General features: G+C 58.3%; 17 protein-coding genes. 12 read left to right on the top strand and 5 right to left on the bottom strand.

The features are described from left to right. A partial coding sequence (locus AC2FGC_RS23020) for a COG4223 family protein (RefSeq protein ID WP_496727305.1) occupies positions 1-1,108 on the top strand: 1,108 nt, incomplete at its 5' end. Positions 1,109-1,118: 10 nt separating this feature from the next. Further along, positions 1,119-2,633, top strand: a complete 1,515-nt coding sequence (locus tag AC2FGC_RS23015) for a heme biosynthesis protein HemY (protein WP_496727306.1) — start codon at positions 1,119-1,121, stop codon at positions 2,631-2,633. A 4-nt stretch (positions 2,634-2,637) separates the two neighbouring features. Here the strand turns inward: AC2FGC_RS23015 and AC2FGC_RS23010 are convergent, their stop codons facing one another. The 5 genes from AC2FGC_RS23010 to AC2FGC_RS22990 all read right to left on the bottom strand — a co-directional run bounded on the left by AC2FGC_RS23010 (position 2,638) and on the right by AC2FGC_RS22990 (position 7,633). Continuing rightward, a complete protein-coding gene (locus AC2FGC_RS23010) occupies positions 2,638-3,417 on the bottom strand; it encodes a citryl-CoA lyase (protein WP_496727307.1) in 780 nt (259 codons plus the stop codon). Next, positions 3,414-4,601, bottom strand: a complete 1,188-nt coding sequence (locus tag AC2FGC_RS23005; protein WP_496727308.1) for a CaiB/BaiF CoA transferase family protein — start codon at positions 4,599-4,601, stop codon at positions 3,414-3,416. The genes AC2FGC_RS23010 and AC2FGC_RS23005 overlap by 4 nt, the downstream gene beginning before the upstream one ends. After that, positions 4,591-6,102, bottom strand: a complete 1,512-nt coding sequence (locus tag AC2FGC_RS23000; protein WP_058275183.1) for a tripartite tricarboxylate transporter permease — start codon at positions 6,100-6,102, stop codon at positions 4,591-4,593. Before AC2FGC_RS23000 ends, AC2FGC_RS23005 begins: the two co-directional genes overlap by 11 nt. Before the next feature lies 1 nt (position 6,103). Then, the gene (locus AC2FGC_RS22995) at positions 6,104-6,586 is read right to left on the bottom strand and encodes a tripartite tricarboxylate transporter TctB family protein (RefSeq protein WP_496727345.1); all 483 of its coding nucleotides are present in this window, start codon (positions 6,584-6,586) and stop codon (positions 6,104-6,106) included. Positions 6,587-6,655: 69 nt separating this feature from the next. Then, positions 6,656-7,633, bottom strand: a complete 978-nt coding sequence (locus AC2FGC_RS22990; protein ID WP_496727309.1) for a tripartite tricarboxylate transporter substrate binding protein — start codon at positions 7,631-7,633, stop codon at positions 6,656-6,658. A gap of 108 nt (positions 7,634-7,741) precedes the next feature. On the opposite strand from AC2FGC_RS22990, the gene AC2FGC_RS22985 reads away from it, so the two are divergent. The 10 genes from AC2FGC_RS22985 (at position 7,742) to AC2FGC_RS22940 (ending at position 18,870) form a co-directional block, all read left to right on the top strand. Further along, on the top strand, positions 7,742-8,410 hold the full coding sequence (locus AC2FGC_RS22985; protein ID WP_282154090.1) for a response regulator transcription factor: 669 nt from the start codon (positions 7,742-7,744) through the stop codon (positions 8,408-8,410). Next, entirely contained in the window at positions 8,400-9,767 is a 1,368-nt protein-coding gene (locus AC2FGC_RS22980) for a sensor histidine kinase (RefSeq protein ID WP_496770710.1), read from the top strand. Before AC2FGC_RS22985 ends, AC2FGC_RS22980 begins: the two co-directional genes overlap by 11 nt. Then, positions 9,746-10,753: an ABC transporter substrate-binding protein gene (locus tag AC2FGC_RS22975; protein WP_496770712.1), complete on the top strand. Its 1,008-nt coding sequence runs from the start codon at positions 9,746-9,748 to the stop codon at positions 10,751-10,753. Before AC2FGC_RS22980 ends, AC2FGC_RS22975 begins: the two co-directional genes overlap by 22 nt. A gap of 140 nt (positions 10,754-10,893) precedes the next feature. Then, complete coding sequence (locus tag AC2FGC_RS22970) at positions 10,894-11,991, top strand: MHYT domain-containing protein (protein ID WP_496783553.1); 1,098 nt, start codon at positions 10,894-10,896, stop codon at positions 11,989-11,991. 139 nt (positions 11,992-12,130) lie between these two features. Then, positions 12,131-12,964, top strand: a complete 834-nt coding sequence (locus tag AC2FGC_RS22965; protein ID WP_496727313.1) for an FAD binding domain-containing protein — start codon at positions 12,131-12,133, stop codon at positions 12,962-12,964. 14 nt (positions 12,965-12,978) lie between these two features. Continuing rightward, on the top strand, positions 12,979-13,473 hold the full coding sequence (locus AC2FGC_RS22960; protein ID WP_155149197.1) for a (2Fe-2S)-binding protein: 495 nt from the start codon (positions 12,979-12,981) through the stop codon (positions 13,471-13,473). After that, entirely contained in the window at positions 13,470-15,887 is a 2,418-nt protein-coding gene (locus AC2FGC_RS22955) for an aerobic carbon-monoxide dehydrogenase large subunit (protein WP_496727314.1), read from the top strand. Before AC2FGC_RS22960 ends, AC2FGC_RS22955 begins: the two co-directional genes overlap by 4 nt. A 105-nt stretch (positions 15,888-15,992) precedes the next feature. Further along, entirely contained in the window at positions 15,993-16,859 is an 867-nt protein-coding gene (locus AC2FGC_RS22950) for an AAA family ATPase (protein WP_282171099.1), read from the top strand. Further along, positions 16,859-18,046: a vWA domain-containing protein gene (locus AC2FGC_RS22945; RefSeq protein ID WP_496783556.1), complete on the top strand. Its 1,188-nt coding sequence runs from the start codon at positions 16,859-16,861 to the stop codon at positions 18,044-18,046. Before AC2FGC_RS22950 ends, AC2FGC_RS22945 begins: the two co-directional genes overlap by 1 nt. Positions 18,047-18,057: 11 nt before the next feature. Continuing rightward, the gene (locus AC2FGC_RS22940) at positions 18,058-18,870 is read left to right on the top strand and encodes an XdhC family protein (protein ID WP_496783550.1); all 813 of its coding nucleotides are present in this window, start codon (positions 18,058-18,060) and stop codon (positions 18,868-18,870) included. Positions 18,871-18,888 lie beyond the last annotated feature (18 nt).

The raw sequence follows: 18,888 nt of genomic DNA, 5'->3' as shown, positions 1-18,888 counted from the left end.
AGCCGAAGCCGAAGCCGAAGCCGAAGCCGAAGCCGAAGCCGAAGCCGAAGCCGAAGCCGAAGCCGAAGCCGAAGCCGCTGTGGAATTGACCCAGGAAGAGAACTCTGCTCCGCCGGAAGAAGCGCATCGTGAAGAGCCGCAGCAGGAAGAAAAACGCAGTGGATTTGTCCCCGCTTTGCTCGGTGGTGTGATCGCGGCGGGAATTGGATTTGCAGCTGGCAGCGCGGGCTTGTTTGGATCTGGCGATACAGATGCGCTTACCACGCTTGAGGCGAAGCTCAACGATCAGTCCACACAGATCGAGGCACTAACCAAGTCCCTGTCCGACACATCTGGCGTCGACAGCAAGATTGCAGCGCTGACCGATCAGGTGACACCGATCACCTCCGATCTGGATACGCTCAAATCCAGTGTCGATGAGTTGGCGGGCAAGATTGATCCTTTGGCCAGCCGCCTAAGTAAAATTGAAAGCGACGCGCTGACCCAAGGCGCGTCCCCCGAAGCGTCGGCAGCCTTTGAGGCCGAACTGAAGAAATTACAGGACTCACTGGCGGCGCAGCGGGCCGAAGTGGAAAAAATGGTGTCGGACGCACAAACGCTTGAGGCGAAAGCCTCGGCAGAGGCTCTGGCAGCGACCAACGCGGCGATCCTGTCGCGCCTGCATGGTCAACTGGATGCTGGTCAGCCTTACGCAGACCTTGTCGCCGAACTGAAGGCAGGCGGCGTTGATGTGCCTGAGGCGCTATCGGGCCCTGCCGATAAGGGCGTTGCAAGCGTATCGACCTTGCGGGCATCGTTCTCACCTGCTGCGCGAACCGCGTTGGCGGAGGCACGGGATGCGGACAAAGCCACCGGTCTGGTGGCATTCCTGCAGCGACAGACCGGGGCGCGTTCGGTCACCCCACAAGATGGCGATGGCCCGGATGCGATCCTGTCTCGTGCCGAGTCGGCTCTGTCCAGTGGCGACGTCTCAACGGCCCTGACCGAACTTAAATCCCTGCCCGAAGCGGCGCAGGCAGCTATGGCTGATTGGGAGCAGGCAGCACAGGCGCGGGTTTCCGCGGTGGATGCTGCCAATGCGCTTCAGCCTAGCGTGAACTCGAACTGAAGGACCTGCCATGCTGTGGTCACTGTTTAAGATTCTAGTTTTTGTTGCGATTATCGGTCTTCTGGCCGTGGGTGCCGGGCTCCTCATGGAAACCAGCGGTGGTGTACAGATCACAGCTGGCGGGACGGAGTACACTCTGGGGCCGTTGCAATCGGTCATCGCGCTGGGCGTTCTGGTTTTTGCAGTTTGGCTTTTGTTCAAGCTGCTGACCCTGTTGATCGCCACGCTGAAGTTCCTCAACGGGGACGAAACCGCCCTGTCGCGCTATTTCGACCGCAGCCGCGAGCAGCGCGGTTATCAAGCGTTGTCTGATGGGCTGATGGCGCTGGCCTCGGGCGAAGGTCGTGTGGCTTTGAACAAGGCCACCAAGGCGGAGCGGCTTTTGAACAAACCCGAGCTGACCAACCTGCTGGTGGCCCAGGCTGCCGAGATGAACGGCGATACCCAAAAGGCGGCTGACACCTACAAGAAACTGGTGACGGATAATGCAACTCGCTTTGTCGGTGTGCGCGGGATCATGAAGCAGAAACTGGCCGAAGGGGATGACGAAACCGCCCGCAAACTGGCCGAAAAAGCGTTGGCGATGAAACCGCGTCATCTGGAAACACAGGACATTCTGCTGGGTCTGCAGACCAAGGCGCAAGATTGGGCAGGCGCGCGGTCGACACTGACAGCCAAGTTGAAATCCGGCCACCTGCCGCGTGACGTGTTCAAGCGCCGTGATGCTGTGCTGGCCCTGTCCGAGGCCAAGGGGATTCTGGACGAGAACGCCACGGTTGAACAGCAAGAGCGCGCGATTGAGGCGAACCGCCTGTCTCCTGATCTGGTGCCGGCGGCTGCAATGGCAGCGCGCGCCTATATCGAGAAAGGCAAACCGCGCAATGCGACCAAGATCCTGAAAAAAGCGTGGGAGGTGCAGCCGCACCCCGATCTGGCCCATGTCTTTGCCGAGATTGCGCCGGATGAAACGCCACATGAACGGATCAAACGCTTTACCGCGCTAACCCGCATTCACCCTGAGAATATGGAAACCCGTCTGATTTTGGCGGAGCTGAACATCGTGGCCGAAGACTTCCCCGAGGCGCGCCGCGCGCTGGGCGATGTGGTCGAAAAGCAGGCGGATGCGCGCGGTTACACGTTGATGGCCGCTATTGAACGGGGCGAGGGGTCCTCGGACGCAGTGGTACAGGGTTGGCTGGCCAAGGCGCTGACTGCTCCGCGCGGGCCACAATGGGTCTGCGACAATTGTCATGACATTCAGCCCGAGTGGGCTCCGGTCTGTCAGAACTGCAGCAGCTTTGACACGCTAAGCTGGCAAACACCGCAAACGCCGGAAATCGCAAGCGCGACGGGTGTCCATATGCTGCCTCTGATCGTTGGTGCGTTGGAAGACAGCAGCGAGCCGGAAGCTGAGGTCGAGGTTGAAGTGGAAGACGTCGAGGAACCGGTTGATCCCGAGATCATCGAATTGGATGTGGAACCAGTCCGCCCCGACGTCGAACCCGTGGTCGAGAAACAGGCCTGACGCGCTATTCCTCAGGCGAGTTCCTGACATAAGTCCAGCGGTACGTCGGAGGTGTGGGGCCTTTGTTGCGGCCACCTTGCTGCATTTGCTCCCACGCATGTGCCAGTATGCCGACTGACCGGGAGAGGCAAAACAAACCACGCGCAAGCGGTGGTTCGAACCCAAGCTCTGCGTAGATGACAGCCGTGGCCCCGTCGATGTTCATCGGGACGGGTTTGCCTTTGCGACGTGCAAGCTCTGCTTCGATATCCAACGCGATTTTCCGGAAACGTCCGTCACAGGCGCCGCGTTCTACGGCCTCAGCGACCAGAGCCATCAGTCGCGGTGCGCGTGGATCGGTCGGTGTGTGAAACCGGTGGCCGAAACCCGGCAGTATCTTTCCGTGGTCGTCGATCCAGTTGTCAATCGCTGCACCGATCCCGCCCGAGTGGGACCCGACAAAGTGATACAGCTCAACCGCCTGCTCACCGGCGCCGCCGTGGATGTCGCCCAGCATGTTCACCGCGCTGGCCATTGCGTTGTTCAAAGGCAAACCGCAGGTCACTGCCATCCGAGCCGTCGCAATAGAAGGTGCCTGTGGTCCATGATCCACGGCGGCAACCAGGGCCGCTTCGAACAGATCTGCCTGTGCGGGTAACGGGCGGTTGCCGCGAACCAGAAACCAGATCATTTCAGCGAAACTGAGGTTGCCGATCAGGTCCTCGATGGGTTCACCGCGCAGGGCGATGCGTCCGGGTTCCATGTCAATGATAGATGTGCTCCACCAGTCGGAAACATCGCTCATATCACACCATCCTTAGCCAGCTCCTTGATCTCATTCGGTGACAAGCCAAGTTCGGACCAGATTGAATCGTTGTCCGCGCCCAATTCCGGCGGTGAGACTTTCGGCAAATTTCGCTGCCCGTCCATCACCACGGGGCTGCCTGCCAGCTGCATGTCCTCTCCGTGCACGTGCAGAGATCCAATCAGCCCCCGGTTAGAGAGTTGTTCGTCCGCCAACGCCTCGGGGATTGTCAGCACTTGCCCCGTGGGAACGCCCAAGCCATTCAATTCGCTGACCCACTCGCTCGCGGGACGCAATTTCAGGGATTTCTCCAGCTCACCCCGCAAAGCGTGGCGGTTTCGTTTGCGATCTTCGCGTGTTGTATAGTCAGGGTCATCAAACAGGTCCTCGCGGCCAAGATGCCGGGCAAGCGCCTGCCATTGTTCATCGCGATTGGCGGCGATGTTGATCGGGCTGTCGGATGTGGCGAAGGTACCGGACGGTGCCGAGGTTGTGTTTTCATTGCCATGCGCGCCGGGCATCACACCGCCGACAAGGTAGTTGGACACAACCCATCCCATGGTCGAGATCACGGCCTCGGACATGGCAATATCCAGAAACGCGCCACGGGGATTTGCGTTCAATGCGGCACTCACCGCAAAGGCGGCCGTCAGCCCCCCGACCGTATCAGCCAGCGGATAGCCAACGCGGTAGGGCGCGGTGTCTGGTGCGCCGGTGATCGACATGACCCCGCTGATGCCCTGAACGATCTGGTCATAGGCCGGGTCGTCGCGGCGCGGACCGTCCTGCCCGAACCCACTTATTGCGCAATAGATCAAGGCAGGGTTTTCGGTACGAAGAACGTCATACCCCAGACCCAACCGATCCATCACGCCGGGCCGGAAGTTTTCAACCAGAACATCCGCCGTTTTAACAAGCTGCTTTAGCAGAGCCTTGCCCCGACTGGATTTCATATCCAGCGTGACCGATTTCTTCTGCGCGTTCTGCGCCAGAAAACTGATCCCCATACCGGCGTTGTTCCGGTCAGGGTCAGCCCCAAGTACACGCGCCAGATCACCGCTATTGGGGCGTTCGACCTTGATCACCTCGGCCCCCATCAGAGCCAGTTGGTAACAACAATACGGGCCAGCAAGCACGTTTGTCAGATCAAGAACCCGAACACCCCTGAGCGGTTCAGTCCCCATCAGCCACACCAGCGGCCCGTGCCCGTGCACGACGTGCGCGGTAGCTGGGCAGCAGAACCAGCAGAACGGCAATGGCAAGCAGTCCCAAGGTCATCGGACGTTCCCAGATAAACGCGATGCCATCATACAGCTGCATCGAGCGCGAAAAGTTATCCTCCATCATGCCGCCCAAGATGAACCCGATCAGCAGGGGTGCCAGCGGATAGTCAGCGAACTTCAAGGCCGTTGCGCATACGCCGAAACCCACCAGGATCAGCAATTCGGTGGCATTGTTCTGCCCGATATAGGCGCCCATCAGCGTGAAGAACAAAATGAACGGGATCAAATAGTTGCGCGGAACTGCCAGCACTTTGGCGATGTAGGGGATCAGCGGCAGGTTCAGGATCAGCAGGACGAGGTTGCCAATGAACATCGACATGATCACCGCCCAGAAGATCTGAGGTTCATCCAGCATAAGGCGCGGGCCAGGGGTGACGTTCAGGGCAATCAAGGCACCCAGCAGGATCGCGGTCGTTCCGGAACCGGGAATGCCCAGTGTCAGCAGCGGCACGAAAGATCCGGTGCAAGCCGCATTATTCGCCGATTCAGGCGCGGCCAGACCTTTGATCGAGCCTTTGCCGAATTCCTCCTGCTCATCCTTGGGGGCAATGTTCCGTTCCACCGCATAGCCGAGGAAACTGGCAATTGTCGCGCCCGCGCCGGGCAGGACGCCGATAAAGAAGCCCTGCACCGATTGGCGACCGATGACCGGGGTGATGGCCTTCGCCTCGGCCTTGGTAATGCGCAGATCCTTGATCTTGCCGTCATCACCTTTCAGGTCCTTGGGTTTAAGCACCAGGAACAACGCTTCGGGCAGGGCGAACATCGCCATGGCCAGGGTGATGAAGCCAAACCCGGATTGCAGGTCCATGATGCCCATTGTGAAACGCGGAAGATTGAACAGCGCCCCCTCTCCGACGGTGGCCATGATCAATCCCATGGTCGTCATGATGATGGCCTTGGCCACTTGCCCCGAACCGGCAAAGGCTGCGATGGCCGAAAGACCCACCACCATCAATGCGAAATATTCTGCGGAATGGAACAGCAGAGCGACCGAAGACAGTGCCGGAGCAAAGACCATCAGCAAAATTGCCCCTATCGTGCCGCCTGCGAAACTGGCGATTGCCGCGATGGTCAGGGCCTTGCCCGCTTTGCCCTGCCGGGCCATTGGATAGCCATCAAAGCTTGAGGCCACGGTGCCCGCGACCCCCGGCGCATTCAACAGAATGGACGAGGTCGAACCACCAAAGATCGCGCCATAATAAACCCCCGCCAATAGGATCAGTGCGGCGGATGGATCGCCCATCGAGATTGCAACCGGGATCATGATTGCGATGATCGACATTGGGCCCAGACCCGGAAGCATGCCGATAAACGTGCCGATCAGGCATCCGGCTACGACCATCAGCAGGTTTTGAATTGAGAATGCCGTTTGCAGGCCGATCAGAAGTCCTTCTAGCATGTCAGCCTCCGAACACGCCCGGCAGGGGGCGCATATAAATTCCAAGAACTTCCTGAACCAGATACCAGACGGATCCGGTTGCCACGAACGCGACAGGCAGCATGATGTGCCACTTGCGTTCGCCCAGAATGAAGGACCCGAGAATCAGGAAACTGGATGTCGCGATCAGAAAACCGACCGGGCGCAGGCACAGGGCATAGACAACCATCAGCACAAGAAGAGAAATTGCCTGACCCAGGTGATACTCCCCAAGTCTGCGGTAATCGATATCGGCCTCTTTGACTTCGCTCTTTTCCAAGCCAAGCAGGATGATTGAACACGCGACCACGCCCAGAATAGACAGCACCTTTGGAAACGTGCTGGGCCAGATCGGATTTCTTTGCATGAAAGGAGGAAGACTTCCATCCATCGTGAACCAGGCGGTGTACCCATATGTCAGGCAAACACCCAGCAAAATAAGCGCGATCCAGCGATCCAGCGCCATAACGTCCCCTCCCATGTGTCTTGGTTCATTGGGACGGCAGAGCGACCGAACGCTCTGCCGTAGATTGCTTTAGAGGAAGCCCAGCTTCTTCATCAGGTCGCTGATCTGCTGTTCCTGACCTTCCAGAAACGCTTCGAAATCGGCACCCGAGTTGTGGATGTTGACCCAGCCGTTACGGGCACGAACCTCTTCCCATTCGGGCGTATCGTACATCTTGGCGATGGCTTGCTGATAAGCGGCCAGCTTGTCCTCGGGCAGGCCGGGGGCAGCAAAGAATCCACGCCAGTTCACGAAAGTGGTGTCGATGCCCTGTTCTTTCATGGTCTGTGCGTCAGGTGCTGCATCAACGCGTTCCTCTGCGGTCACACCAATGATTTTAACCTCTCCCGCATTGGCCAGATCGACGGCTTCCGAGAAACCGGTCGACAGTGCGGCGATCTCACCCGACAGCAAGGCAGCCATAGCTTTTCCGCCCGCGTCATAAGGGATGTATTTAACGCCCAGCGCGTCCTTGCCAGCGGCTTCCATAACCATTGCAGCGACCAGATGGTCCATGCCGCCCGGAACCGAGCCGCCACCGATTGCGGTCGCACCCGGATCAGCGTCATAGGCGGCCAGCAGGTCCGCCATCGAGTTGATAGGACTGTCTTTGCCCACAACAATCGCCGCGTAGTCGCCGATTGTGCCTGAAACCAGCGTCAGGTCACGGAAGTTATGTGGGAACACGCCAGTCAGCGAGCGGATCACGATGGGGGTCGAGTTGACCATCAGTGTGCCGTGGTTGCTGTCTGCGTTTTCGATCAGGAAGCCGATGGCCTTGCCACCGCCGCCGCCCGACATGTTTTCGTAGGACGCTGTGCCCACAAGACCTGCATTGGTCAGGGCCTCGCCCGTTCCCCGGGCGGTTCCGTCCCAGCCACCGCCGGCGCCGCCGGGGATCAGAAAGTGGATGCTGTCGACGACTTCTTCGGATGCGGCAGGTCCAACCAGACCGATTGCTGCAACAGCTGCGATCAGGGCCCGACGGCCCAGGTTAAATGTTTTCATTATGTCCTCCCATTTGACAACTGGCCGCTCAGCGGCACAGATTATCCTGCACCTAAACACGCCAACCTGACATCAACCTGTCATGCAAAAAGAAACTGATTTCCGCCCATGAAATTTCTGCTTGTCGAAGACAATCTCGACCTCGCGAACGCGATCAGTTCCCGCATGCAGCTGGATGGTCATGTTGTTGATCACGCAGCAAATTTAGAGGATGCGCGCGCCTTTGTTGCGACCGAAGAATACGACCTTATCCTGCTGGATATCATGTTACCCGATGGGGATGGCCGCGAGTTCCTAAGGCAGCACCGCGCAAGCCGTTTGGACACGCCGGTGATCGTTCTGACCGCGCGCAGTCAGGTTTCGGATCGAATCGGTTCGCTCGATCTGGGGGCGGACGACTACGTCACCAAACCTTTCGATCATGCTGAACTTGAGGCCCGCTGCCGCGCTGTTCTGCGTCGGAAGTCCGGAAGCTCAAAGTCGACGATTGAAGTTGGCGGAATTATCTTTGATCCGGTTGCTGGTCATTTGACCGTCGATGGTGTCACGCTCTCTCTACGAAATCGCGAGTTGAGAATGATCGAGCTGTTCATAAACGCGCCGGGTCAGGTGTTTTCCAAGCAGAAGCTGGCGGACAGGTTGTTTTCTTATGATGACAACGTGTCGGACAACGCGATTGAGGTCTACGTCGGACGCCTGCGCAAGCATCTTGAAAAATCCGGCATGAAAATCACTACGTTGCGCGGGCTGGGATACAGGTTGGATCATGACGACTAGCCCAACCGTTTCGGGATCACTAAGAAATAGGCTGGTGTTGACGCTGATCGGCGGAGCGGCGGTCCTGGCGATCCTCTTGTTCCTGACGGTGCGCAGCTATGCTGCAAAGGTCGCCCAGCAGGGTCAGGACGATATATTGGGGGCGTCCGTCTCTTCGATCCTTGATGCTGCCGCACTCAGGGATGGTCAGCTTGAGGTGGACATCCCCTATGCCGCGTTTTCTATGCTCAGCACGCCGTCGGATGACCGGGTGTTCTATGCCATTTATCAGGATGGAGAATTCCTGTCCGGCTACGATGATCTGAGCCTAACAGATGGCCCGATTGAAGGTAGATGGGCCTTTCAAACCGGCGAGGTGCGCGGCGAACGTGTCCGCCAGGTCAGCGCCAGCCGAACGCTTGTCGGCTTGGGCCGCCAGACTGAGATTGAGGTCGCGTTGGGGCAAACACAAGACGCGTTGTCGGATACGCTGGACCAGATTTCACGCAACGCGGCATATTTGGGGATCGGGTTCTTTCTGTTGACCGCCGCGCTATCGTTCTGGGTGACATCCTCAACGATCGGCCAGTTGAACAAACTGACGACCTCGGTCACACGCAGAGGTCCGCAGGATCTAAGTCCGTTCAAAAAACCCGTACCGAAAGAGATGGCGCCGCTAGTGACGTCGCTGAACTCGCTCATGGGTCGTCTGGACCAATCGCTTAGCCAATCCGAGGACTTTATCGCCGAAGCCGCGCACCGGGTGCGAACGCCGCTTGCGACCGTCAGGTCATATGCCGAGGCAACCCTTCATCGTGTTGATCGCGAAGATAACCGCGAGGCCTTGAAGGCCATGGTGCGGGCCATCGACGAAAGCTCACGTGCAGCGGGGCAGTTGCTGGATCACGCCATGATCACCTTTCGGGCGGATCATTTGGAACGTGAAGAGATTGATCTGGTCGTTCTGATCCGCGATCTGGTGCAGCGTCTGATCCCGATTGCCGAAATGAAAGAGTTGACGCTTTCCCTGTCGGGTGAGCCGTCGGTTCCTTACTCGGGCGACTCGATCCTGATCCAGAATGCTGTGCGAAATATGGTTGATAACGCGATGAAATACGCGCCATCTGACAGCGCTGTTGAGATCACGATCATCGCGCATCCCGAACCCCAGATACAGGTGCGCGACTCGGGTCCTGGCTTTCCGCCCGATGAAATCGCTACGCTGACGCGCCGGTTCGAACGCGGACAAAACGCGGTTGGGACCATCGGGTCCGGGCTGGGGTTGACGATCGCGCAGGATGTGGCAACGGCGCATGGAGGTTCGTTGATCCTCAAAAACCGATCAAAGGGGGGCGCATGCGTTATCTTATCGCTTTAATATTGTTGGCTGTTCCCTGCTTCGGATGGGCCGACGATTGGGAAGACCGTCTGGTCTTTAATGAAAGCGCCGAAGGACCACGCCTTCGTGTGATTTCCAGCACCGATACTGTTTTGTTCGCTCCGGTGATCGAGGGTTTTGTCGCTGAAAACCCTATGGTTAGTGTCGAATACCTCGTCTCCGGAACCGCTGACATAAACAGGCGAGTCCGCGCAACGCCCGATGCCTTCGACGTGATCATTTCCAGTGCCATGGACCTGCAATTGAAATTGGCAAATGACGGCTTTGCCCTGCCTATTGACGATGTACAGGTGCCACACTGGGCACAATGGCACCACAGCCTTTTCGCATTCACCTCGGAACCCGCGACAATCGTGATCAACCGAACCGCGTTTGAAGGACAGCCTATCCCCCAGACCCGGCAAGGTCTGATCGAGGCCTTGCGCAAACGACCCGAAGAATTTCGCGGCAAGGTCGGCACCTATGACGTGCGCCAGTCTGGTTTGGGATATCTGTTTGCAACCCAGGATGCGCGCGCGTCTGAGACGTATTGGCGCTTGATGGAGGTTATGGGCGGCCTGGATGTGCGGCTTTATTGCTGTTCGGGCGAAATGATCAATGACCTAGCGGATGGCTCGATCCTGGTTGCTTACAATGTTCTGGGCAGTTACGCCGCCGTCCGCACCGAGGGCAAAGACGCACTTGAGGTCGTGTTACCGTCTGATTTTCAAACAATTATGATGCGCACGGCAATGGTTTCGAATGCCACCCCAGAACCCAAAGCTGCGGAGATGCTGTTACGTTACCTCGTAACTGAGCGACCAGCCGTGGTCGAAGGGGCCAGCCCGCTTCCTCTTTTGCAGCCGAGTGATAGCTCAGACGGGCGCGAGACAATCGGTCTTGATCCCGCGTTACTGACCTTTCTTGACGGGTTGAAACGAACAAAGTTCCTTTCTGCGTGGGAAGATGCCGTTATTCAGGAGTAACACCGCAACCTGAGGCCGACGGGTCGGTAAAAACCGAAACCGGCACCGATGCTGTTGGAATTCCTTTCCAACATGTAATTGTCCCAATTAAATCCGTTTGCTAACGTCACCCACGCGTCGGGGAGGGCGTGTAAATCCAAATGTTGGACTACTCTCATAACACGTGGCTTGTGGCGGCGTCTCTGGCTGTTGCGATGATGGCTGGATTCACAGGGCTTTATCTGACGCATGGGGCCTCAAAACTCGACGATCAGAAACGCAAACTGGTCGTGGCGTTGGCTGCGATCATTCTGGGCGGTGGCATCTGGTCGATGCATTTCGTGGCCATGCTGGGCCTGCAACTGCCGATCCTGTTTTACTACGATGCTTTGATCACCCTGATCTCAGCCCTGGTCGCGATCCTGATGGTTGGCCTTGCGCTGCTGATCCTGCATTTCCGTCCCCGCACAATGGGAACAATTGTTGGTGCGGGCGTGATCGTGGGTCTGGGGATTGTTGTCATGCACTACGTCGGCATGGCCGGGATGGAGCTGTGCCGCCCCGTTTACAATGTTTGGGACGTGGTGATTTCGACCCTAGCCTCGGTCGTTCTGTCGGTGCTGGCAATCTGGGCGGCCTATGACAACCGAACGCAACGCAATATTCTGCTGGGAACGGTGTGTTTCGGGTTGGCGGTCTTCACCATGCATTTCGTCGCCACCGGCCTGACTGACTTTGTCGCAAGCGATATCGCCGGTCGCGCCGGACCCGCGCTAAACAATCAGGTGCTGGCGATGGGGGTCACGGTTTCCGTGTTCCTGATCTGTGGTGCATTCCTGCTAACGGGCATCACCTTCATCGAACCTGCGGCAGCAGACGTATTGCCCAGCGCGCCAGCACCTGCCCCGGAACCAGAGCCCACATTGCGGGCCGGGGTTCCGTTTGAGCGGGAAGGACAAACCTTTTTCGCCCAGCCTTCCAATATCGCCGCCATCCGGGCCGAAGGACACTATACCGTTCTCTACATGAACGCCGAGAAACTGTTCTGCCCGTGGTCTATTACCGAAGCTGAATCGCGCCTGGTGCCTGACGGGTTTTTGCGGGCTCATCGCAGTTATCTGGTGAACCCTAAACATGTCTCGCGGTTTGAAAGACACAAGGACAACGGCACTTGTTACTTCGACGGGGTCGATGCGTTGACCAAGGTGCCGGTCAGCAGATCACGTCTGACAGACATACGCGAAGCGCTGGGCCTGTAGTCGCAGTTCGTGCAGCCCATTCGCATTTGGTGAAACAAGCTGCGCGCCCCGTTTTCACTGGCTGGAATGGCCAAGCTTACCGTACTTTTCTTACCGCAGGTCCCCCAAGGCACAACGTCCGGACCCAGGGAGGAAAAACATGATACCAGCCGGTTTTGAGTATCACCGGCCAGGCGATATCGCCTCGGCCATTGGCATTTTGCAGGAACATGGAGACGAGGCGCGCGTGATCGCAGGCGGGCACAGCCTGATTCCGATGATGAAGTTGCGCATGGCTGAGATGGGCCATCTGGTTGATCTGCAAGCCATTGATGAGCTGAAGGGCATCGAGGTCGGTTCTGACACTGTCACACTCGGCGCGATGGTAACCCAGCATGAACTTATCACGCATGACGGTCTGGCCTCAGCCGTTCCGTTGATCCGCGAGGCGGCCTTGCAGATCGCGGACCCTCAAGTGCGCTATGTTGGCACTGTTGGTGGGAACGTCGCCAATGGCGACCCGGGCAATGATATGCCGGGCCTGATGCAATGCCTGAACGCCACGTTTGAACTATCGGGTCCTGACGGCACCCGCAGTGTGGCAGCACGGGATTTTTATGAGGCCGCGTACTTCACTGCGCGTGAGGATGAGGAAATCCTGACGCGGATTTCGATCCCCGTGCCGGGCGCCGGGGTGGGTCAGGCGTACGAAAAGCAGAAACGTAAGATCGGCGATTACGCGACAGCCGCGGCTGCGGTGATGGTTGGCAACGGTCAGGCCTCGGTCGCGATGACCAACCTTGCGGACACGCCCGTCTGGTCCGAAAGCGCAAGCAATGCGCTGGCCGACGGAGACGTCAGCGGCTGCGTCGCCGCGATGCTCGAAGCAATCGACCCGGTGGCCGACAATCGCGGCCCAGTCGAATTCAAAAAACACGTGGCCGCCGTGATGCTGCGCCGTGCCATCGACCGTGCGCAAAGCCGCGCGAGTTGAGGGGAGGAACAACCATGTCAAAAATGCACGTAAAACTAACAGTGAACGGCAAACAGGTCGAAGGTCTGGCCGAGCCGCGCACGCTGCTAATCCACTTCCTGCGGGAAGATCTGAAAATCACCGGTCCTCATATCGGTTGCGAGACCAGTCATTGCGGCGCCTGCACCGTGGATATCGATGGCAAGTCCGTCAAATCCTGCACGACATTCGTGGCACAGGTGAACGGCGCCGATGTCACCACTGTTGAAGGGCTGACCAATGACGATGGAAGCCTTGGGGTTCTGCAAGAGATGTTCCGCGAACATCACGGGCTCCAATGCGGCTTCTGCACGCCGGGCATGATCACCCGTGCGCACAGATTGTTGCAGGAAAACCCGAACCCGACCGAAGAGGAAATCCGCTTTGGTATGGCGGGCAACCTGTGCCGCTGCACCGGGTATCAGAACATCGTCAAGGCGATCTCGGCCTCGGCTGACATGCTGAACGCTCAGAAGGAGGCCGCGGAATGAACGATCAAACCATGACCCCCGAAGAACGCGTCGCCAATCTCAAAGGGATGGGCAGTTCGCGCAAACGCGTCGAAGATGTGCGCTTTACCCAGGGCAAGGGCAATTATGTCGATGACATCAAGATGGACGGGATGCTGTTTGGCGCCTTTGTCCGCTCTCCCTATGCCCATGCCCGCGTCGTCAGCGTGAACAAAGAGGCTGCGCTGGCGATACCTGGCGTTGTTGCTGTGTTGACTGCCGAAGACCTCGCGCCGTTGGGTCTGCACTGGATGCCGACGCTGGCGGGCGACATGCAAATGGTGCTGGCCGATGGCAAGGTTCTGTTCCAGGGCCAGGAAGTTGCCTATGTCGTCGCTGAAAATCGCTATATCGCGGCGGATGCAGCCGAGCTGGTCGAGGTTGACTATGAAGAGCTGCCCGTTCTGACCGACCCGTTCGAGGCGCTAAAATCAGATGTCGTCCTGCGCGAAGACCTTGCGGGTCAGACAGAGGGCGCACATGGGCCGCGAAAGCACCACAACCACATCTTCACTTGGGAACAGGGCGACAAGGACGCGACCGAAGCGGTTCTGGGTGAGGCCGATGTCGTGGCCGAAGAGATGGTCTATTACCACCGCACGCATCCTTGCCCGTTGGAGACCTGCGGCTGTGTCGCGTCGATGGATAAGGTGACCGGCAAGCTGACGCTCTATGGCACCTTCCAGGCCCCTCACGCGATCCGGACTGTTGTGTCGCTAATCTCGGGTCTGGCCGAGCACAATATCCGGGTTATCAGCCCTGATATTGGCGGTGGCTTTGGCAATAAGGTTGGCGCCTATGCGGGCTATGTCTGCTCGGTTGTCGCCTCGATTGTCACCGGGCAGCCGGTGAAATGGGTCGAGAACCGGATGGAAAATCTGATGTCCACCGCGTTTGCGCGGGACTACTGGATGCAGGGCAAGATCGCGGCAACCAAGGATGGCAAAATCACTGGCCTCTGGTGTCATACCACGGCGGATCATGGTGGATTTGACGCCTGTGCGGACCCAACCAAGTTTCCAGCAGGGTTCATGAACATCTGCACCGGGTCGTATGACATTCCCACCGCTTATCTGGCTGTGGATGGGGTTTACACCAACAAGGCACCGGGCGGTGTCGCCTATCGTTGCTCGTTCCGGGTGACCGAGGCTGCTTATTTCATCGAACGTATGATCGAGGTTCTGGCCATAAAGCTGAACATGGACGCGGCTGAGCTGCGCCGGATCAACTTTATCCGCAAAGATCAGTTCCCGTATCAATCGGCGCTGGGTTGGGAATATGACTCGGGCGACTATCACACCGCTTGGGACAAGGCACTGAAGGCCGTCGATTATGACGGCTTGCGCGCAGAACAGGCGCAACGGATCGAGGATTTTAAGGCTGGTAAGACTCGCAAACTGCTGGGCATCGGCCTGACGCATTTCACCGAAATCGTCGGGGCCGGACCGGTGAAGAACTGTGATATCCTCGGGCTGGGCATGTTCGACTCGTGCGAAATCCGGATTCACCCGACGGGTTCCGCCATCGCGCGGCTGGGGACAATCAGCCAGGGTCAGGGCCACGCCACGACCTTTGCCCAGATCATCGCCAGTGAGATCGGCCTGCCAGCCGATGACATCACGCTGGAGGAAGGCGACACCGACACCGCGCCTTATGGCCTTGGGACCTACGGGTCTCGGTCCACACCGGTTGCCGGTGCTGCGACAGCCATGGCCGCGCGCAAAATCCGCGCCAAGGCGCAGATGATCGCGGCCTATCTGCTCGAGGTGCATGACAATGATGTCGAATGGGATGTCGATCGGTTTGCCGTCAAAGGCGCGCCTGAGCGGTTCAAGACCATGAAAGAGATCGCTTTTGCCGCTTACAACCAGGCTATTCCGGGGCTGGAACCCGGTCTGGAGGCCGTCAGCTACTATGACCCCCCAAATATGACTTACCCTTTCGGGGCCTATATCTGTGTCATGGAGATCGACGTGGATACTGGGGAATGGGATGTTCGGCAGTTCTATGCGCTGGACGATTGCGGCACGCGGATCAACCCGATGATCATCGAAGGGCAGGTCCATGGCGGTGTGACCGAAGCGCTGGCCATCGCGATGGGGCAGGAGATTGCCTATGACGAGATGGGCAACGTCAAGACCGCGACGCTGATGGACTTCTTCCTGCCTACGGCATGGGAGACGCCGAACTACACCACCGATCACACGGTCACGCCATCTCCGCACCACCCGATCGGTGCCAAGGGCGTGGGCGAGAGTCCGAATGTCGGCGGCGTGCCTGCGTTCTCGAACGCGGTGCATGATGCGTTCCGGCCCTTTGGGTTGGTGCAAAGCCATATGCCGCATGATCATTGGCGGATCTGGAAGATCGCCAACGGGTTGGGGATGCACGGGTAAACGGTTTCGAACCGGCTGTTGCCGGCCCGCCCGAACGGAGGGGGTAGAACCCCCTCCGAACCTCCCCCGGGATATTTTTGGTCAGATGAAGATTGGATCCTGGTTTTGACTTTGAGTGATGTTCAGAACGGATTGGCCGCGCAGGGCTATGTTTCCGATGACCGGTTGGCGATGGCGCTGCATTTGGCACAGCAACTTGGGCGGCCATTGTTGTTGGAAGGTCCTGCTGGCGTTGGAAAGACCGAAGTGGCAAAGGCCCTGGCCGCGTGGCAGGACGCCCGGCTGATCCGGCTGCAATGTTATGAAGGGCTCGATGCCAGTCATGCCATTTATGAATGGAACTATCAGCGTCAGCTTCTGGCGATCCGAGCGAGCGAGGCACAGGGTGGAACGAGCGAAGCACAGCTTTTCTCAGATGAATATCTGCTAAAACGACCTTTGTTGGAGGCAATTTCACAAGATGCCCCTCCGGTTCTGCTAATTGATGAAATTGACCGGGCCGACGAAGAATTCGAAGCGTATCTGTTGGAAATCCTCTCGGATTTTCAAATCACAATTCCCGAACTGGGTACAATCCCGGCGCGTTCAAAGCCCATCGTTATTTTGACGGCGAATGGCACGCGGGACTTGTCCGATGCATTGCGCCGCCGGTGTCTGTACAGTTTCCTCGACTACCCATCGCGTGAAACCGAAATGGCGATCCTGAAAGCCCGCATGCCTCAAGTTGAAGGGCAGTTGGCGCGCCAGATTGTTGGCGTTGTGCAGGCTTTGCGCAAAGAAGACTTGGAGAAGACTCCGGGCATTGCCGAGATGCTGGACTGGGCGGCAGCCCTTTCAGGATTGGGTGTCAACGACATGGCGCAGTCCCGCGAAGAGGTTCAGGCGACTCTTGTCTGTCTTCTGAAAACCGCAGCCGATTATGACGCGGCCCCGCCTGAAGTGATGGATCGCCTGATTGGAAAGGTGGCGTGATGCAGGTCACCCGGTTCCCTTCTCGTGCCTCTGGTCTGGCGGATCGCATGTCTGGCTTCATTGCACATTTGCGGATGAACGGGATGCGCGTCGGACCGGCTGAGACCGGGGATGCATTGGCGGTGCTGGCGGAAGTAGAGGCGACGGATTTGCCGCAGGCCAGACAGGCGCTGTGTGTCTTGTTGGCGGGTGACGCAGAGGACTGGCGACAGTTTGATGATCTTTTCGATGCATATTGGCTAAATGCAGGGAAACAACGGACCGGAGTGGCGCAAACCGCGCATGTTCGGGTGCAATCCGCCAAGCCGATGATCTGGCAGCAAGAAAGCCATGACATTCAGGAGTCCAGTTCCGATTCGGATCAGGACGCAACCCCTGATGCCGGCGACGGGGAGGCCGTGGGGAGAGACGGTAAGCTGATTGCGACCCGAACGGCCAACCTGTCGCGTCGGGATTTGCGTGAACTGATGGATGAAGACGCACTGAAGCAGGCCGAACAAGCGGCGACAGCGCTGGCGCGCGCCATCCGCGACCGCCGCTCGCGCCGGCGGAAAAAAGCGCTAAAGGGGCCTGCTCTGGACATGCGCCGAATACAGCGCGCTAGCCTTGCACGGGGCGGTGAGCCGATGGAACTGTATCGTCGCGCCCGCCCACCGCGTCCGATGCGGATCGTTGCACTGTGCGATGTAAGCGGATCAATGACTGTATACTCGCGCGTCTTTCTGGCTTTCCTGAAAGGCTTGATTGGCACAGGAACCGAAGCGGACGCATATTTGTTCCATACGCGCTTGATGCGCGTCACGGATGCGTTGCGCGACCACGATTCACTGCGCGCAGCAGGGCGGTTGTCGCTGATGGCCGAAGGGTTTGGCGGGGGCACGGATATCTCGGGCAGTCTTGAGCATTTTCTGAATGGGTATGGCGCGCGCGCACTGAACGGTCGGACCATCGTACTGATCCTGTCTGACGGGTATTGCAGCTCGGACCCGCAAGCGCTGGGCGTTGTATTGGCCCGGATTCGACGCAAGGCCCGGCGGATCGTCTGGCTGAACCCGCTGAAGGGCTGGCACGAATACCAGCCCATTGCCGCCGCAATGCAGGCAGCTGAGCCGTATCTGGACGCGCACCTGCCCGCAAATACGCTTGAGGCGCTGGCGGCGCTGGAACCGCAATTCCGTAAGCTGTGAAAGGAGCCCACATGGCAAGCTTCGACATATTCGACACGATTGAGCAGCTGCGCAAAACTGATGAAGCCTTTTGCGTGGCCACGGTGTTGCGGACTGCGGATGCAACTTCGGCGAAAGCCGGGGGCAAGGCTGCGATTACAAAAGATGGACGGATCCTGGGCCATTTGGGCGGGGGCTGCGTTCAACGTGCGGTTCGATCCTCGGCCCAGCAGGCGTTGGCCAGTGGTGCGCCGCAAATGATCCGGGTCAAACCTTCGGAAAAGGTGGTGAACATGACCGATCCTGACGGTGTTCAGACGTTCAAAAGCGGATGCCCTTCGGGTGGCACAGTCGATCTGCTTGTCGAGCCGTATCAGCATGCACCGCGTCTGGTGATATTTGGCGAGTCGCCGATTGCAACTGCGCTGGCGGAACATGGGGCGCTGGCCGGCTTCCGGGTTGTTCTAAGCGAAGCGGCCGAAACAGACGGAGATTTCCGGCGATTCAACGTGGAATCAACCGAAGGTATTGGAATCGAGCCACAGGACTTCGTTGTTGTTGCCTCGCAAGGAAAGGGGGATGCTGCCGCCTTAGCCGCTGCCCTGCGAACGGATGCCAAACGCGTTTCGATGGTTGCAAGCCACCGCAAGGCCGAAACGCTGGTGGCCAAACTGATAGCACAGGGGATGGACCCGATAAGAGCGGGGCGGCTTAAATCTCCTGCAGGTCTGAACATTCACGCAATCGACCCGCATGAGATCGCCGTGTCGATTCTGGCCGAAATTGTGCTTTGGCGAAACAGTGACAAATCCAAAACGGAGTCCCATGATGAGAAACGTGCTTAAACGCCTGAGGTTCCTGTG

Source organism: Ruegeria sp. CDSC054 (assembly GCF_059610645.1).
This window is presented reverse-complemented; position numbering and strand designations above follow the sequence as displayed.